This is a genomic window from Lentzea sp. NPDC051213, assembly GCF_044455585.1.
In the GTDB taxonomy this organism is placed as follows: domain Bacteria; phylum Actinomycetota; class Actinomycetes; order Mycobacteriales; family Pseudonocardiaceae; genus Lentzea.
The window spans coordinates 260724-277622 of sequence record NZ_JBITEX010000003.1; the positions used below are offsets into that span (position 1 = coordinate 260724).

Sequence of the window (16899 nt, forward strand, 5' to 3'; positions counted from 1 at the left end):
TGTGAAGGCCTGACAACGTTCCCGGTCACACCTGCGGCAACTTGCCGGACCGGTCAAGACGAACGGCGCCGCGACCTGCGCAAACGCGCCGACCTCAGGTGTGGGTCCGCTGCATGCTGGTGATGGCCAGCTTGCCGTCCTTCACCATGATGTCCAGCGAGAGCAAATCGCTGATCGCCAGCTTTTCCGACGGTTTGCGGAGCGCCAGGTGGAGGTCCGTGGAGAACCGCTGGTTATCCGTGCTGCTGGTGGTGATGTGGGGATCGCCGTAGATGTCCACGATGTCGTACTCACCCCAGTACCGATCGTGCTCCGCGGCGGCGGGCCGGAACTCGGGGGCCCAGTCCTGTCGTGCGCCCGCGGTGTCCTGCGGCAGCTTTTCGAAATGCTGCTTGACGAAGTCGGCCACCTGCTGGGTGGTGAAGGTCGTGGGTCGCGGGGACGACGACTGGGAGCTCGACGCAGAGGTCGGCTGGGAGGTCGGCTGGGAGGTCGGCTGGGAGGTCGGCTGGGAGGTCGGCTGGGAGGTCGGCTGGGAGATCGGCGGAACGGGGTCCGATCCGGCTGTTCGGCCGCGGTCGAGCACGTACATCGCCACCACCGTCGCCATTGCCACGACCACCGCCGCGGCAGCGACCAGGGCGGCGGTCCGGCGCCGGTTCCTGCCGGGCTCGGCCGGCACCGCGGTCGTGGGCGCGGTGAGGGCCGCCAGCTCCTCGGCCGCCTGCGCGGCGGTGGGCCGCTCAGCCGGCTCGATCGCGAGCAGCCGGGTGATCAGGGACGTCAGCGGGCCTGACCTCGTCGGTGGCACGATCTGCCCGGTCGAGATCTTGTACAGCAGGCCGAACTCGTTCTCGGAACGCCCGAACGGCGGCTCCCCCTCCGTCATCGCGTAGAGGGTGGCGCCGAGCGAGAACATGTCCGCCGCCGCGTTGGGTTCCGCGCCGCGCGCCAGCTCGGGCGCGAGGTAGGCGAGCGTGCCCGTCAGCTTCCCGGTCTTGGTGACCGAGACGTCGTCGGCCGCCCGGGAGATCCCGAAGTCGCTGATCTTGGCGCGGCCGTCGTGTCCGATGAGGACGTTCCCGGGCTTCACGTCCCGGTGCACGATCCCCGCCTCGTGCGCCGCGGCGAGCGCCGACGCGACCTGCGCGCCGATTCCCGCCGCCTCAGCGGGGGGCAGCTTGCCGCGCTCGGTGAGCACCGCCGAGAGGCTCTGCGACGGCAGGTACTCGATGACCAGGCACGGCTTGCCCTCGACGATCACGACGTCGAAGACACCGATCGCGTTCGGGTGGTGCAGCCGGGCCGCGATCCTGCCCTCCCGCAGTGCTCTCTCGCAGGCCTTCTCGACCTCCGCGGGCCGCAGGTCGGGCAGCAGCAGCTGCTTGATCGCCACCTCGCGGTGCAGCACCTCGTCGCGAGCGCGCCACACGACGCCCATGGCTCCGCTGCCAAGGCGCTCGATCAGGGCGTACCGGTCGGCGATTCGGTTCACGGAGACCGAGGCTACTTGCTGGCGGCCCTCAGCGCCCCTAGGACCAGCCGAGCCTGGACAAGTCCGCGCCGGTCAGGGGCGCTCCTCACCGGTGATCAGGAGCTTGTCGCCCTTGCCGGAGATCTCCAGCTTGTGCTCCTCGGTCGTCGTCTTGTTCGTCTCCGCCTTGGTCAGCTCCAGCGTCACCGTGACGGTGAAGTTGCCATCGCCAGAGGGCTGCACGAGCGGGCGGCCCTTGATCGCCACCTTGGTGAAGTCGCCCCAGTACGTCTTCGTCGTGTACGAGGTCGGCGCGTCGTCCGGGTTCCAGTCCTCGAGCGAGCCGTCCGGGTCGCTCGGCAACTTCGCGTAGTGCTGCGTCACGAACTGGGTGACCTGGGCCGGCGTGAACTTGCTGCCGCCACCGGCGGGCGCCGACGAGGGCGGCTGGCTCGGCTTGGTCTGCGCCGTCGGCTTCGGGCTCGGGGTGTTCTGGCTGGTCTCACCGGCGCTGGCGGGCGGCACCTGGGTCTGCTGGGTGTTCTTGGCCGAGCTGCTGGGTCCCGCGGCCTGACCGCCGCTGTCCTTCTGGCTGTTCACGATCGCGTACGCCACGCCGGCGATCAGCAGGACCGCGAGGATCGAGGCGACGACGGCCAGGGTCCGGTTCTTCTTCTGCTCGGGTTCGGGCTCCGGCAGGGGCGCAGGCGGCCTGGTGCGCGGGGCCTGCGGCGGCATCGAGGGCGGCCCGGACTGCTGCATCGTGCGCGGTCCGGCCGGCGGGTACGTGCCCGGCCCCGACCCCATGACCGCAGTGCCGTGCGGCGGCGTGCCCGAGGGTGGCAGGACCGTGGTGGGCGGCACCGGCCGGCCGCTGGCGATGGCCTTGAGCTCCTCCGCCGCCTGAGCAGCGGTGGGGCGGTGCGCCGGCTCGTTCGCGAGCAGCCTCGTCAGCAGCGGGGTGAGCGGGCCGGACCGCATCGGCGGACGGGTCTCACCGCGCGCGACCTTGTACAGCAGGCCGAGGTCGTTCGTGCTGCGCCCGAACGGCGGCTCGCCCTCGGTCATCGCGTAGATCGTCGCGCCGAGCGAGAACACGTCGGCGGCCGGGCCGGGCTCGGAGCCGCGGGCGAGCTCCGGCGCGAGGTAGGCGGGCGTACCGGCGAGCATGCCGGTCTTGGTCACCGCCACGTCGCCCAGCGCGCGGGAGATGCCGAAGTCGGTGATCTTGACGGCGCCGTCACGTCCAATGAGGACGTTTCCGGGCTTGATGTCGCGGTGGACGATCCCCGCCTCGTGCGCGGCGGCGAGCGCGTTGGCGGCGAGCGACCCGACGCGCGCGGCCTCGACCGGCGGCATCGGCCCGCGCTCGTCCAGGATCGCGGACAGGTTCTTGGACGGCAGGTACTCCATGACCAGGCACGGCTTGCCGTTGTCGACCACGACGTCGTACACGGCGATCGCGTTCGCGTGCTGCAACCGCGCGGCGATGCGGCCTTCCCGCATCGCGCGCTGGACGGCCTCGTGGGCCTCGTGCGGCTGCACGTCGTTCAGCAGCATCTGCTTGACCGCCACGTCACGGTGCAGCAGCTCGTCACGCGCGCGCCACACGATGCCCATCGCACCCGCGCCGATCTGGTCCAGCAGGACGTAACGGTCGCCAAGCTTGTTCACGCGCGGGACGGTACCCAACCCGTCCTCGAGAAGTCCCGGCTATGCCTCTAACGGTCCGCTCGCGAGGACGTGAAGTGGTCACATCGTGGCCAGAGACCCTGGACACACACAGTGCTCAAGGTGTGCGATCGACATCGGCGGGGTACGGATCTACAAGGGGTATCCCGCCGACGAGCGGCTTGATCGAGCAAGGCAGGATTGCGGGCAACACGGCGAACCACGGCGGAAGGGGCGCTGCCGATGAGTGGACGACTCGGTATCGACGACGTATCCCCGGTGGTGTCAGCTGGTAGATATCCAGCGAAAGCCGTTGCGGGAGAACACATTCCGGTTGCGGCCACGGTCTGGCGCGAGGGACACGACAAGCTCGCGGCGACGGTCTCGTGGCGCGGCCCGAACGACCGAGTCGCTCGCCAGACGCGCATGCACGAGGTCGGCATCGGCCTCGACAGGTGGGGCGCGACGATCGTTCCCGACCACGAGGGCGCGTGGACGTTCCGCATCGATGCGTGGAGTGACCCCTGGGGCACCTGGAACCACGCTGTCGAGGTGAAGATCGCGGCCGGGCAAGGCCCCGGTGATCTCGCTAACGATCTGGAGATCGGCGCGCTACTACTCGATCGGGTGGCACGCCGCCCCGATCGAAGGCAAGAGCGAGCACTTCTCACTTATGCCGCCCAGGCACTGCGGGACGAAGATCGCCCCCTCGGCGAACGCGTCGCCCCGGCCTTCGCCGACGACGTGCAGAAGATCATGTTCGAGTACCCGGTGCGCGAGCTGATCACCAAGGGCAAGACCCACAAGATCTGGTGCGACCGGAAGAAGGCCGCGTTCGGATCCTGGTACGAGTTCTTCCCGCGCAGCACCGGCGGGATCGACGAGACCGGGCAGGCGGTGCACGGCACGTTCGCCACGGCGGCCAAGGAGCTCGACCGGGTCGCGGCGATGGGCTTCGACGTCGTCTACTTCCCGCCGATCCACCCGGTCGGCCGGGTCAACCGCAAGGGCCCGAACAACACGCTCGTCGCCGGGCCGGAGGACTGCGGCTCGCCGTGGGCCATCGGCGCGGACGAGGGCGGGCACGACGCCATCGCGCCGGAGCTCGGCACGCTCGAGGACTTCGACGCGCTCGTCGCACGGGCGCACGAGCTCGGGCTCGAGGTGGCGCTGGACTTCGCGCTGCAGTGCGCGCCGGACCACCCGTGGGTGCTCAAGCACCCGGAGTGGTTCACCACGCGGCCGGACGGCACGATCGCGTACGCGGAGAACCCGCCGAAGAAGTACCAGGACATCTACCCGATCAACTTCGACCTCGACCCGCAGGGCCTCTACCACGAGGTGCTCCGGGTGATGCTGCACTGGGCGGAGCACGGGGTGCGGATCTTCCGGGTCGACAACCCGCACACCAAGCCGCCGGACTTCTGGCAGTGGCTGATCTGGAAGGTCAAGGAGGTCTACCCGGACACGCTGTTCCTGTCCGAGGCCTTCACCCGGCCGGCCCGCCTGTACGGCCTGGCCAAGCTCGGCTTCACCCAGTCCTACACGTACTTCACGTGGCGGACCGGCAAGCAGGAGCTGATCGAGTTCGGCGAGGACCTGCGCGACCACTGGGACGAGGCGCGCCCGAACCTGTTCGTGAACACGCCGGACATCCTGCACGAGTCGCTGCAGCACGGCGGGCCCGGCATGTTCGGGCTGCGGGCCGCGCTGGCCGCCACGCTCGCACCGTCGTGGGGCGTGTACGCGGGCTACGAGCTGTTCGAGCACGAAGCGGTGAAGCCTGGCAGCGAGGAGTACCTGAACTCCGAGAAGTACCAGCTGCGGCCGCGGGACTTCGCCCGCGCGCTGGCGGACGGGCGCTCGCTCGAACCGTGGCTGCGCAAGCTCAACCACATCCGCAAAGCGCACCCGGCCCTCCAGCAGATGCGCACCTTGAAGTTCCAGCACATCGACAACGACGCGTTGCTCGCGTACTCCAAGCGCGACCCGGAGACCGGGGACACCGTCGTCGTGGTCGTCAGCCTCGACCCGAACGGCGCGCAGGACGGGACGCTCTACCTCGACCTGCCGGGGCTCGGGTTCGACTGGCACGAGCGGCTGATCGCGCACGACGAGGTCACCGGCGAGACCTGGGACTGGGGTCAGGCGAACTACGTCCGCCTCGAGCCGTGGCGTGCCACCGCGCACGTCGTGAGTCTGCAGCGCCGCTTCAGCTAGGTCGTGTGTGGTTGTGGTCGAGGCCATCACCACGCACGACCCCAACACCCTCGACGAGGTGGGAAATCATGATCGAAGAGACCCGTCCCGACGCGGCGCTGGGGTTGGACGGCATCCCGCACACCGGCGAAGCCATGACCGACGACGGCATGCTGGTCGAACCTCAGGCCGAGGACTTCAAGTCCGCGAAGCAGGCGAAGCCCAACCCCAACTGGTACAAGGGCGCCGTCTTCTACGAAGTCCTGGTCCGCGCGTTCAGCGACTCGAACGGCGACGGCACGGGTGATCTTCGCGGGCTCGCGTCCAGGTTGGACTACCTGGAGTGGCTCGGCGTCGACTGCCTCTGGCTGCCGCCGTTCTACGCCTCACCCCTGCGCGACGGCGGGTACGACATCAGCGACTTCCGCGCCGTGCTGCCGGAGTTCGGCACCGTCGAGGACTTCGTGTACCTGCTGGAGGAGGCGCACCGGCGCGGGATCAGGGTGATCACCGACCTGGTGCTCAACCACACCAGCGACGCGCACCCGTGGTTCCAGCAGTCCCGACAGGACCCGACCGGCCCCTACGGCGACTACTACGTGTGGAGCGACGACGACTCGCGCTACAGCGACGCGCGGATCATCTTCGTCGACACCGAGTCGTCGAACTGGACGTACGACCCGGTGCGCGGGCAGTTCTACTGGCACCGCTTCTTCAGCCACCAGCCGGACCTCAACTTCGAGAACACCGAAGTGCAGGAAGCGATGCTCGACATCCTGCGGTTCTGGCTCGATCTCGGCATCGACGGGTTCCGCCTCGACGCCGTGCCGTACCTCTTCGAAGAGGAGGGCACGAACTGCGAGAACCTGCCGCGCACGCACGAGTTCCTGAAGAAGTGCCGCAAGGTCGTCGACGACGAGTTCCCCGGCCGGGTGCTGCTCGCGGAGGCGAACCAGTGGCCGTCGGACGTCGTCGAGTACTTCGGTGACCCGGCGGTCGGCGGCGACGAGTGCCACATGGCGTTCCACTTCCCGCTGATGCCGCGCATCTTCATGGCGGTGCGGCGCGAGTCGCGGTTCCCGATCTCGGAGATCCTGGCGCAGACGCCCGCGATCCCGGAGAACACCCAGTGGGGCATCTTCCTGCGCAACCACGACGAGCTGACGCTCGAGATGGTGACGGACGAAGAGCGCGACTACATGTACTCGGAGTACGCCAAAGACCCGCGGATGAAGGCGAACATCGGCATCCGCAGAAGGCTCGCGCCGCTGCTGGAGAACGACCGCAACCAGCACGAGCTGTTCACCGCGATGCTGCTGTCGCTGCCGGGCTCGCCAGTTCTCTACTACGGCGACGAGATCGGCATGGGCGACAACATCTGGCTGCAGGACCGCGACGCGGTGCGCACGCCGATGCAGTGGACGCCGGACCGCAACGCGGGTTTCTCGGGCTGCGACCCCGGCCGCATCTACCTGCCGGTGATCATGGACCCGGTCTACGGCTACCAGGGCCTGAACGTAGAAGCACAGCTCAACAACACGTCGTCGCTGCTCAACTGGACCCGGCACATGATCGAGGTGCGCAAGCAGCACCACGCGTTCGCCGAGGGCGACTTCTCCGAGCTGGGCGGCTCGAACCCGAGCGTGCTGGCCTTCAAGCGGCAGTGGAAACGTCCCGACGGCCGTGAGGACATCGTGCTCTGCGTGAACAACCTGTCACGCTTCCCGCAACCCGTCGAGCTGGACCTCTCCGAACACCGCGACTACACGCCGCGGGAACTGACCGGAGGTGTCAACTTCCCGGCGATCGGGGAACTCCCGTACCTGCTGACCCTTCCCGGTCACGGTTTCTACTGGTTCCAGCTGGTAGAGGCGGGCGACGACAGCGAGATGAGGTGAACAGGTTGATTGATCCGGACGAGCTCGCCGACAAGCTGGTCACCACGCTGCCCGACGTTCTTCCCACCCTGCGCTGGTTCGGCGGCAAGGACCGCCCGATCACCGCCGTTCGTCCACTGCGGACCACGCTGCTGGACGACGACGTGGTGCACGTGATCGCCGAGGTGGAACAGCCCGGCCGCACCGAGAACTACCAGCTGATCATGAGCGAGCACTCGGACGGCTACGACGCCACGGCCGACCCCGAGCGCAACGGCTTACTGCTCGAGAAGATCGCGGCCGGCGAGCGGGTCGACGGCATCACGTTCGCACACGAGCACGGCGTCGAGCTGCGCACGGCGTTGCGCGGGCGGCCGATCGGCGTCGAGCAGTCCAACACCTCGCTGATCTACGGCCAGCAGTACATCCTGAAGATCTTCCGCAAGCTCGCCCGCGGCGAGAACCGCGACCTGGTGATGCACCGGGGGCTGCGCACGGTCGGCTGCGAGCACATCGCGCTGCCGCTGGGCTCGATCTCGACCGAGCTCAACGGCGAACCGGTCACGCTCGCGATGCTGCAGGAGTTCCTGCCGGACGCGGTCGAGGGCTGGGACATGGCCAAGACCTCGGTGCGCGACCTGATGGCGGAAGCCGACCTGCACGCGTTCGAGGTGGGCGGCGACTTCGCCGGCGAGGCGCAGCGACTCGGTCACGCCGTGGCGAAGGTGCACGCCGACCTCGCCGAGGCGTTCGGGGCGCGGCTCGCGGACGACGACGCGATCACGCACGCCATCGCGGGCATGCAGCAGCGCCTGGACACCGTGCTGCAGGCGGTGCCGGAGCTGGGCCGCTACGAGGAGCCGTTGCGCGCCACGTTCGAGGAAGCGCGCAAGCACATCGGGCAGATCGCCATCCAGCACATCCACGGCGACCTGCACCTCGGTCAGGTGCTGCGGACCGTGCACGGCTGGCTGCTGATCGACTTCGAGGGCGAGCCGGCGGCGGGCGTCGAGGAGCGCAACACGCTGCGGTCGCCGTTGCGCGACGTGGCGGGGATGCTGAGGTCGTTCGACTACGCGGCACGGCAGCTGCTCATCGGCCAGCCCGACGACGACCAGCTCGCCTACCGCGCGATGGAGTGGACGAAGCGCAACCGCGCGGCGTTCTGCGACGGGTACGCCGAGGTGGCCGGCGATCCGCGGGACAACGCGCACCTGCTGCGCGCGTTCGAGCTGGACAAGGCGGTCTACGAGGTCGCTTACGAGCACGCCAACAGGCCGGAGTGGTTGACGGTTCCGCTTTCGTCGATCGCCCGGATGACTAGCGGAGGAGATTGACTTTCTCCCCGCCCACAGGACGGGGATTCCAACCGCTCTGTAGCGGACAGCCGTCACCGGCTGCGCCTCACGGCGTGGGTTTCCTGTTTCATTGCCGATCGCGGAAGGGAGGACCCTTGCCGTCTGACATCAGCTCTGCAGGCATCACCCGAGTCGCCTCGGGCTGCGGCTCGACCAGCCGCAAGGATGTTCTTCGCCGCGTTGAGATCCCGGTCATGCCGGGTGCGGCAGCTCGGACACGTCCAGTGCCGGGCGGAGAGCTTCAGCTCAGCGAACAGGTGTCCACAGGACGAGCAGGCTTTGCTGGAGGGATACCAGCGGTCGATCACGACCAGCGTGCGGCCCGCACGGGCGCACTTGTACTCCAGCTGTCGCCGGAACTCGCCCCAGCCGGCGTCCGAGATAGAGCGGGCGAGCGGGCGGTTGTGGACCATGCCCGCGACGTTGAGGTCTTCGATCGCAATCGTGTCGGCCGACCGGACCAATGCGGTGGTCGAGCGATGCAGGAAGTCCTGTCGCGCATTGCGAATCTTGCGGTGAGCACGGGCGACCTTGGCCTTCGCCTTGCGACGGTTGCTACTGCCCCGCTGGCAGCGAGCAAGCCGGCGTTGGTAGCGGGCAAGGTTGCGAGCCTTGCGGGCCAGATGCTGCGGATTGGCGACCCGGTCACCGTCGCTGGTTACCAGGAAGTCCGTCAAACCGAGGTCAACGCCGACCGCGTGCCCAGCCGGCTCGGCAGGCGTGGGCGCCTCGGTGTCCACCGCAAAGGTCACGTACCAGCGGCCGTCGGGATCTCGGGACACAACGACCATGGTCGGATCCAGCTCGGTGACATCCACGCCGAACGACCAGACGAACTGCAGTGGAGTACTGGTTTTGGCCAGCGTGAGCGTGCCATTGCGCAGGCGAAACGCCGTGCGGGTGTAGTGCGCACTCTGCCGACCAGCGCAAGACTTGAACCTCGGACGGCGAGCTCGTCCAGCGAAGAGGTTCTGGAACGCGGTGTGCTGGTGACGCAGGGTCTGCTGCAACGGCACTGCCGAGACCTCCGAGAGAAACGCGAGGTCGGCCGTGCGTTTCCACTCGGTCAGGGTGGCATCGGTCTGCCGGTACGACGTGCGTGCGCCACTGGTGAAGTAGCGGTGGTTCCGCTCGCTCAAAGTCTTGTTCCACACCAGACGCACACACCCGAACGTGCGATTCAACAAGGCAGCCTGTTCCGGGGTCGGGTAAGCCCGACATCTGCAGGCCGTTCGCACGACACACAACGTACCGGGAGAGCCACGATGGGTAACAACCCGGACCGGAGGACGCGATGAAGGCCGACCTGGACCGGATCTTGTCCGGTGCCCACCACGATCCGCACTCGGTGCTGGGGGTGCACGCGGTCGGCGACCAGGTGATCGCGCGGGCACTGCGGCCCGGCGCGTCCTCGGTGGCCGTGGTGTGGGGCGACAAGCAGGTCGAGCTGCCACGCATCGCCGACGCGTTGTTCGAGGGCGAGCTGCCAGAGGCGCCCGGTGACTACCGGCTCCTGGTGACCTACAACGGCGGCCCCGCGGTCGAGGTCGACGACCCGTACCGGTGGCTGCCGACGGTCGGCGAGCTGGACCTGCACCTGATCGGTGAGGGCAGGCACGAGCGGCTCTGGGACGTGCTGGGCGCGCGTTTCCGTTCGTACGACACGGCTTCCGGCCCGATCACCGGTGTCTCGTTCGCGGTGTGGGCGCCGAACGCCCGCGGTGTGCGGGTCACGGGTGACTTCGACGGCTGGGACGGGCGCGCGAACCCGTTGCGCTCCATGGGTTCCAGTGGCGTGTGGGAGGTCTTCCTGCCGAACGTGCCGGTCGGGTCGCGGTACAAGTTCCGCATCCTCGGCGCGGACGGCGTGTGGCACGAGAAGGCCGACCCGATGGCGTTCGCGACGGAGGTCCCGCCCCAGACGGCCTCGGTGGTGACCGAGTCGGCCTACGTGTGGCAGGACGCGGAGTGGGAGGCCCGGCGCGAGGCCACGCAGTGGGCGAACGCGCCGATGTCGATCTACGAGGTGCACCTCGGCTCGTGGAAGCCCGGTCTCAGCTACCGGGAACTGGCGGTGGAACTCGCGGACTACTGCGAGGACATGGGCTTCACGCACCTCGAACTGCTGCCCGTCGCCGAGCACCCGTTCGGTGGCTCGTGGGGCTACCAGGTCACCTCCTACTACGCGCCGACCTCGCGGTTCGGCATTCCCGACGACTTCCGGTTCTTCGTCGACACGCTGCACCAGCGCGGCATCGGCGTGCTGGTCGACTGGGTGCCCGCGCACTTCCCGAAGGACAGCTGGGCACTGGCGAAGTTCGACGGCACCGCGCTGTACGAGCACGCCGACCCGCGGCGCGGTGAGCAGCTCGACTGGGGCACGTACGTCTTCGACTTCGGCCGCAACGAGGTCCGCAACTTCCTCGTCGCGAACGCGCTGTACTGGATCGAGGAGTTCCACCTCGACGGCCTGCGCGTGGACGCCGTCGCGTCGATGCTCTACCTCGACTACTCGCGGCCGGCGGACCAGTGGCTGCCCAACGAGTTCGGCGGCAGGGAGAACCTCGACGCGGTGCGGTTCCTGCAGGAGCTGAACGCGACCGTGTACCGGCGGCACCCCGGCGTGGTGATGATCGCCGAGGAGTCGACGGCGTGGCCGGGCGTGACGCGGCCGACGCACCTGGGCGGGCTCGGGTTCGGGTTCAAGTGGAACATGGGCTGGATGCACGACACGCTGCACTACCTGTCGCGTGAGCCGGTGCACCGCGCGTTCCACCACAACGAGATGACGTTCTCGCTGGTCTACGCGTGGAGTGAGAACTTCGTGCTGCCGCTCTCGCACGACGAGGTGGTGCACGGCAAGGGCTCGCTGTGGGGCCGGATGCCGGGCGACGACTGGAACAAGGCCGCGGGTGTCCGCTCGTTGCTGGCCTTCATGTGGGCACATCCCGGCAAGCAGCTGATGTTCATGGGCGGCGAGTTCGGGCAGCGGGGCGAGTGGTCGGAGTCCCGTTCGCTCGACTGGCACCTGGTCGAGCAGGAGCCGTTGCACCAGGGCATCCAGTCGCTGACGCGCGACCTGAACTCGGTGTACCGGACGGCGGCGGCGTTGTTCTCTCACGACGTGACGCCGGAAGGGTTCCAGTGGATCGACGCGAACGACTCCGGCGGCAACGTGCTGTCGTTCCTGCGGATCGGTGAGGACGGCTCGACGCTGGCCTGCATCGCCAACTTCTCGGGCAACCCGCACCACGACTACCGCATCGGCCTGCCCTCGGCCGGGCGGTGGCGCGAGCTCGTGAACACCGATGCCGCGCACTACGGCGGGTCCGGGGTGGGCAACCTCGGCGGCGTCGCCACCGAGGAAAAGCCGTGGCACGGGCGGCCGTACTCCGCATTGCTGCAGCTACCGCCGAGTGGCGTGCTGTGGCTGGTCCCCGAGGAGCAGCCCCTGCGGTGACGTGCCCCGGTGAACCTCGCGGGTGATCCGCACGTTGCCCTTTGTATGCCCCTCAAGCCGACCGGAAGGCACAATGGGTCCATGCCGCTCCGGAGCATCGCGCTGATCGTCGCCACCGCTCTGCTCGCGGCGGGCTGCACCGCCGAGATCCCGGGGCGCCCGCGCGCGGCCAAGGTGGTGAAGAAGGAGGCGTCGAGCCCCACGATCCAGGTGCGCGGCAGCGACAACGGCCCGATCGACAAGCTGGCCGCGACCGCTCTCACCGACATCGAGGAGTTCTGGACCGACTCGTTCCCCTCGACGTTCAACAAGCCGTGGAAGCCGCTGACCGGCGGTTACTTCTCGGTGGACACGGCCGACGCCACCGCGAAGCCGCCGCCGTGCACCCAGAAGGCCGCGGACGTGGAGGGCAACGCGTTCTACTGCCCGGCCGCGGACGCCGTCGCCTGGGACCGCGCGTCCCTGCTCCCGGTGCTGCAGGACCGCTTCGGCGAGGCCGCGGTCGTCGTCGTGCTGGCGCACGAGATCGGCCACGCGGTGCAGAACCGCATGGGCATCACCCCCGAGGCCGAACGCCGTGAGCCGGACAAGTACCCGACGATCCTCACCGAGGCCCAGGCCGACTGCTTCGCCGGCGCGTTCGTGCGCAACGTGACCGACGGCAAGTCCTCCCGCCTCGACGTCGGCGCGGACGCCCTGGACAAGGCCCTGGGCGCACTGATCACGTTCCGCGACCCGGTGGGCACCTCCCCCGAGGACGAGCAGGCGCACGGCAGCGCCTTCGACCGCGTCGCCGCGTTCCAGGACGGCTTCCAGCAGGGCACGAAGTTCTGCGCCGCGATGAGCGTGCAGAACCGCACCTTCACCCAGCGCGCGTTCACCTCCGCCCGCGACCGCCAGAACGGCGGCAACCTGCCGTTCTCCGAGATGCTCGAGAACGTCACGCCCGACATCGACGGCTACTTCAAGAACCTGAGCACCACGCTCGGCAAGACCTGGCCGTCTCCGAAGGCCGAGTCCTCGCCCGCCGAGCCCACCTGCTCCGGCGACCAGGGCCCGGTGGCGTACTGCCCGTCGGACAAGTCCATCAAGATCGACACGCAGGACGAGCTACCGCTGCTGCACAAGGAACTGGGCGACTACGCGACCGGCACGTTGATCGCGAGCAGGTACGCGCTGGCCCAGCTCGCCACGGCGGGCAAGCCGATCGAGGGCGGTGACGCCTCGAAGGCGGCGCTGTGCCTGGCCGGCGCGTACACGGGCGCGGTGTTCCAACGGCCGCAGAACACGTTCGGGCTGTCGCCCGGTGACCTCGACGAGGCCGTGACCGTGTTGCTGCAGTTCGACTACGCGGCCCGTGACGCTACCGGTGGTGACGCGGTGGATCCGGGGTTCGAGCGGGTGGCGCGGTTCCGCGAGGGTGTGCTCGAGGGGCCGAAGAAGTGCGGGCTCTGACCCGCCGGGTCAGAGCCGCCGGGGATCAGCGCCGTTCGACCGGCGCCTGATCGGTCACCACCGAGATCCGCGCACCGGGGATCTTCAACGTGCCACCGATCAGATCCGTGTTCCGGACCGTGACCTCGGTGAACGTCACGAACGGCACGTTCAGCGGAGGCGGGTGCGCCGCCGTGTAGTCCACCGGGATCTTGATCCCGAGGATGTCCAGATTCCCCTTGAGCTGCACCGTGTACAGCTCGATCCGCCCTGGCGACACCGTGGAGGTGCTGCCGGGGCGAGCCGCGGTGACCAGCCGGACCCCCGGCGCCGCCTCGGCTGACTGCACGAGGTCCTTGATCTTCATCTCGTTGGCGGTGAACTTCAGGACCTTGACGACCTGCCCGCCCAGCAGGGCGTCGACGACCCCGACGAAGTTGAGGCCACCGAGGTCGAGCCGGGACGCCGTCAGCGTCCACTCCCGCCCTCCACCCGCCACCGGGGCAGGGGCCGGTGGCGGGGGCGCCGACGTCACTGGCGGCTCCGTGCTGGGCGGAAGAGTCGGCACGGACGAGGACGACGGCGGTGGAGTGGCACTCGTGGAACTGCTCGGTGGTGCTGAACTGCTCGTCGGAACCGGCTCCGAACTCGTGCTGGTCGGCGGCGGTTCAGAGCTCGACGGCGGCTGCAGGGAGAACACCGCGACCATCGCGACCGCGGCAAGTGGCTGTGCTCGATTCATGTGGGTTGGACCCTCTGGGTCTGCTCAGCCTCGAACTCGGCCTCGGGCTCGGGCTCGGGCTCCGAGCCGCGCTTGCGCTTCGGCTTCTTGGGCTCATCCGTCCACGCCACGGCGAGCGCGCCGCCGAGCAGGCTGAGGATGGTGCCCAGCAGGAAGCCGCCGAGGTTGGTCACGACGAGCGCGACCAGGGACAGCAGCACCGTGACGATGCCCGCCGCGAGCCGGAACTTCGGCTGCAACCACAGCGACACCGCGCAGATCGCCAGCAACGTGCCGATCAGCAGCGCGGACACGCCGCCGATCGTCTTGATCGAGATGACCATGTCGCCGAGCTTCACGCCGACGAACGGCGGGAACAGGATGATGAAGGCTCCTGCCGCTACGAACAGGCCGGCCCAGAAGGGCCGGCCACGTCGCCACGCGGTGAAGCCGCGCCAGATCCTCAGAAGCACTCTTGCTTCCCCTGGCGAATGGTCAGGTTCATGCCCTTGAACCTGATGGTCTGAGCCGTCGTGGCCCACGCGGTCTGCTTGAGCGAAGCGATGTTCGCCGTGTCAGCCTGCAGACCGAACGAACCGGGCAGACCCTTGAGGTTGTCGGGCCCCTTGGTCACCTTGCTCGCGTCGATGCCGATCTGGGGGTTGCCCAGGACCAGGTCACCGGAGAGGTCGGTGAGGTTGACGACCAGGTTGTCGGCCGACATGCCACCCACGCCATCAGCGGTGATGCGCATCGTCACGTCACCGACGACCGGCATGTTGGCGACGAAGACCGACTGGCAGAACTTGTCGAGCGTCGCCGTCCTGAAGCCGCTGACCGCGACGACGTGCACCTGCCCCGCACCGGAGTCCACGCCACCGAACTGGACGAATCCCTGGCCCGTCAAGCTCTCCGCGGACACCTTGAAATTCGTGCCGGACACCGCGAACGAGGCGGCCAACGCTCCCTGCGACATGCCGACGAGGAGGGCACCGGCGCCCACAGCGCCGATTCCGAGCACCCCGACGAACCGTGCCCAGCGCGTTCTTCCCATACCGCCAAACTCCTTCCACGCCGAAGGCTTGCGGGGGGACTGTGCGCTCAGATCCATAGCTGGGACAACGAAAACGAGTCCGCGCAGTCTTGAAATCACCCCAGAGGGTGAGGACTTTTCACGTTTGGCCGCAGGTCCTTGCCGCACGGCCCTGAACCACTGTTAGTAGTGTTCCGGCCCATGGGGATCGGACGAATCGCCGTCGCGGTGGCCGCGACCGTGGCCCTGACCGCGTGCGGAACGGTGATCGAGGGCTCACCGAAGGGCGAGCGGCCCGACCCCAGAAAGGTCGCCGGCCTCGACATCTCGAACGGACCGTCCGGGCCCAAGCAGGGCGTGCCGGACGCGGACCTGAACGTGGAGAACGGCGACGGCGGCGAGATGGACCGCCTGGCCATCAACACGCTGGCCGACGTCCAGGAGTTCTGGAAGGCCGAGCTGCCGCGCTCGTTCCCCGGCAAGTCCTTCGAACCGGTCAAGCGCCTCGTCTCCTACGACTCCGGGGGCAAGGGCGTCGAGGTCTGCCGCATCAACACCACCGGCGTCGCGAACGCGTTCTACTGCGCGCTCGACGACAGCATCACGTGGGACCGCGGTGAGCTGCTCCCGATGCTGCGGGACTCGTTCGGCTCGATGGCAGTCGTCACCGTCCTCGCCCACGAGATGGGCCACGCCGTCCAGTACAAGCTGGGCGCGGCCTCCAACATCGGCGCGAACACCCCGTCGATCGTGAAGGAGCAGCAGGCCGACTGCTACACCGGCGTCTTCATGCGCTGGGTCGCCGAGAACAAGTCGAAGCACTTCGAGCTCTCCACCGGCGAGGGCCTGAATCAGGTGCTCCAGACGATGTTCTTCATCCGCGACTCCGCCGGCACGTCGTTCGAGAAGCAGGGCGCCCACGGCAGCGCGTTCGACCGCGTCTCGGCCTTCCAGTTCGGCTTCACCCGCGGCGCCGCCCGCTGCGCCGAGATCAACGAGGCCGAGATCGACAAGCGCATCACCGAGCGCCCGTTCTCGGTCGACGACAAGGACCTCGGCCAGGGCCGCGGCAACGCTCCCGTGGACCAGGACAAGTACCTCAAGGCTCTGGAGGAGTCGCTGCGCGACGCTTATAAGTCGAGCGGCGCGGCCTTCCCCACGTTCGACAAGGGCGGCATCAAGTCCTGCAACGACGCCCAGACCACCTCACCGGCGTCCTACTGCCCGGCCACCAACCAGATCCAGCTGGACCTGCCGTCACTGGTCAAGATCGGCACACCGCCCAAGAAGGGCAACAAGGGCGGCATCGGAGACTTCGCGGCCTTCGCCGTCATCGCCTCCCGCTTCTCCCTCTCCATCCAGCACGCCACGGGCTTCAAGCTCGACGACGACGCCACCGGCCAGCGCACCGCCTGCCTGACCGGCGCGTGGGCGGGCCTGGCCAACCGCCCGGAACCGGCGGCGGGCCTGCGCCTGTCCCCCGGCGACCTGGACGAAGCGGTGGCAGAGCTACTGGTCGACGACAGCCTGATCGCCGCCGATGTGAACGGCACCGCCGTCCCCTCCGGCTTCGCCCGCGTGGAAGCGTTCGGCGACGGCTTCTTCCGCGGCAGCTCGTTCTGCGTGAAGAAGTATTCGATTTGATCCTCCATCGATCAGCATCGATACTTGC

At 68.5% G+C, this 16899-nt stretch carries 12 protein-coding genes; 6 read left to right on the forward strand and 6 right to left on the reverse strand.

The genetic code is table 11. The features are described 5' to 3' along the window. Positions 1–94: 94 nt before the first annotated feature. Together ACIA8G_RS14740 and ACIA8G_RS14745 are read right to left on the reverse strand one after the other, a co-directional pair. Positions 95–1495, reverse strand: coding sequence for a protein kinase (locus tag ACIA8G_RS14740; RefSeq protein ID WP_396418956.1), 1401 nt, complete (start codon positions 1493–1495; stop codon positions 95–97). A 72-nt stretch (positions 1496–1567) separates the two neighbouring features. Then, the gene (locus ACIA8G_RS14745) at positions 1568–3148 is read right to left on the reverse strand and encodes a protein kinase (RefSeq protein WP_396418957.1); all 1581 of its coding nucleotides are present in this window, start codon (positions 3146–3148) and stop codon (positions 1568–1570) included. A 240-nt stretch (positions 3149–3388) separates the two neighbouring features. On the opposite strand from ACIA8G_RS14745, the gene ACIA8G_RS14750 reads away from it, so the two are divergent. The 3 genes from ACIA8G_RS14750 to ACIA8G_RS14760 all read left to right on the forward strand — a co-directional run bounded on the left by ACIA8G_RS14750 (position 3389) and on the right by ACIA8G_RS14760 (position 8558). After that, positions 3389–5365, forward strand: a complete 1977-nt coding sequence (locus ACIA8G_RS14750; RefSeq protein WP_396418958.1) for a maltotransferase domain-containing protein — start codon at positions 3389–3391, stop codon at positions 5363–5365. Positions 5366–5433: 68 nt separating this feature from the next. Continuing rightward, a complete protein-coding gene (treS, locus tag ACIA8G_RS14755) occupies positions 5434–7242 on the forward strand; it encodes a maltose alpha-D-glucosyltransferase (RefSeq protein ID WP_396418959.1) in 1809 nt (602 codons plus the stop codon). 5 nt (positions 7243–7247) lie between these two features. Then, complete coding sequence (locus tag ACIA8G_RS14760; protein WP_396419664.1) at positions 7248–8558, forward strand: aminoglycoside phosphotransferase; 1311 nt, start codon at positions 7248–7250, stop codon at positions 8556–8558. 53 nt (positions 8559–8611) lie between these two features. On the opposite strand, the gene ACIA8G_RS14765 is transcribed toward ACIA8G_RS14760, so the two are convergent. Next, positions 8612–9817 (reverse strand): RNA-guided endonuclease InsQ/TnpB family protein, encoded by a 1206-nt coding sequence (locus tag ACIA8G_RS14765; protein WP_396418960.1) that lies wholly within the window; start codon positions 9815–9817, stop codon positions 8612–8614. Positions 9818–9873: 56 nt separating this feature from the next. Between ACIA8G_RS14765 and glgB the strand changes: the two genes are divergently transcribed. Continuing rightward, a complete protein-coding gene (gene glgB, locus ACIA8G_RS14770) occupies positions 9874–12039 on the forward strand; it encodes a 1,4-alpha-glucan branching protein GlgB (RefSeq protein WP_396418961.1) in 2166 nt (721 codons plus the stop codon). Positions 12040–12120: 81 nt separating this feature from the next. Continuing rightward, positions 12121–13494 carry a neutral zinc metallopeptidase gene (locus ACIA8G_RS14775; RefSeq protein WP_396418962.1) on the forward strand — a complete coding sequence of 458 codons (1374 nt, stop codon included), beginning with the start codon at positions 12121–12123 and terminating at the stop codon, positions 13492–13494. A 25-nt stretch (positions 13495–13519) separates the two neighbouring features. Here the strand turns inward: ACIA8G_RS14775 and ACIA8G_RS14780 are convergent, their stop codons facing one another. The 3 genes from ACIA8G_RS14780 to ACIA8G_RS14790 all read right to left on the reverse strand — a co-directional run bounded on the left by ACIA8G_RS14780 (position 13520) and on the right by ACIA8G_RS14790 (position 15248). Then, entirely contained in the window at positions 13520–14008 is a 489-nt protein-coding gene (locus tag ACIA8G_RS14780; protein ID WP_396418963.1) for a hypothetical protein, read from the reverse strand. 203 nt (positions 14009–14211) lie between these two features. After that, complete coding sequence (locus ACIA8G_RS14785; protein WP_396418964.1) at positions 14212–14667, reverse strand: DUF6114 domain-containing protein; 456 nt, start codon at positions 14665–14667, stop codon at positions 14212–14214. Beyond that, complete coding sequence (locus ACIA8G_RS14790; RefSeq protein ID WP_396418965.1) at positions 14658–15248, reverse strand: DUF6230 family protein; 591 nt, start codon at positions 15246–15248, stop codon at positions 14658–14660. Before ACIA8G_RS14790 ends, ACIA8G_RS14785 begins: the two co-directional genes overlap by 10 nt. 180 nt (positions 15249–15428) lie before the next feature. On the opposite strand from ACIA8G_RS14790, the gene ACIA8G_RS14795 reads away from it, so the two are divergent. After that, positions 15429–16871 (forward strand): neutral zinc metallopeptidase, encoded by a 1443-nt coding sequence (locus tag ACIA8G_RS14795; RefSeq protein WP_396418966.1) that lies wholly within the window; start codon positions 15429–15431, stop codon positions 16869–16871. Positions 16872–16899 lie beyond the last annotated feature (28 nt).

What these genes read in the sequence shown, in the direction of transcription:
- ACIA8G_RS14775 (WP_396418962.1), top strand. Translation starts at nt 12,121, where the DNA reads ATGCCGCTCCGGAGCATCGCGCTGATCGTCGCCACCGCTCTGCTCGCG.
- glgB (WP_396418961.1), top strand. Translation starts at nt 9,874, where the DNA reads ATGAAGGCCGACCTGGACCGGATCTTGTCCGGTGCCCACCACGATCCG.
- ACIA8G_RS14750 (WP_396418958.1), top strand. Translation starts at nt 3,389, where the DNA reads ATGAGTGGACGACTCGGTATCGACGACGTATCCCCGGTGGTGTCAGCT.
- treS (WP_396418959.1), top strand. Translation starts at nt 5,434, where the DNA reads ATGATCGAAGAGACCCGTCCCGACGCGGCGCTGGGGTTGGACGGCATC.
- ACIA8G_RS14790 (WP_396418965.1), bottom strand. Translation starts at nt 15,248, where the DNA reads ATGGGAAGAACGCGCTGGGCACGGTTCGTCGGGGTGCTCGGAATCGGC.
- ACIA8G_RS14795 (WP_396418966.1), top strand. Translation starts at nt 15,429, where the DNA reads ATGGGGATCGGACGAATCGCCGTCGCGGTGGCCGCGACCGTGGCCCTG.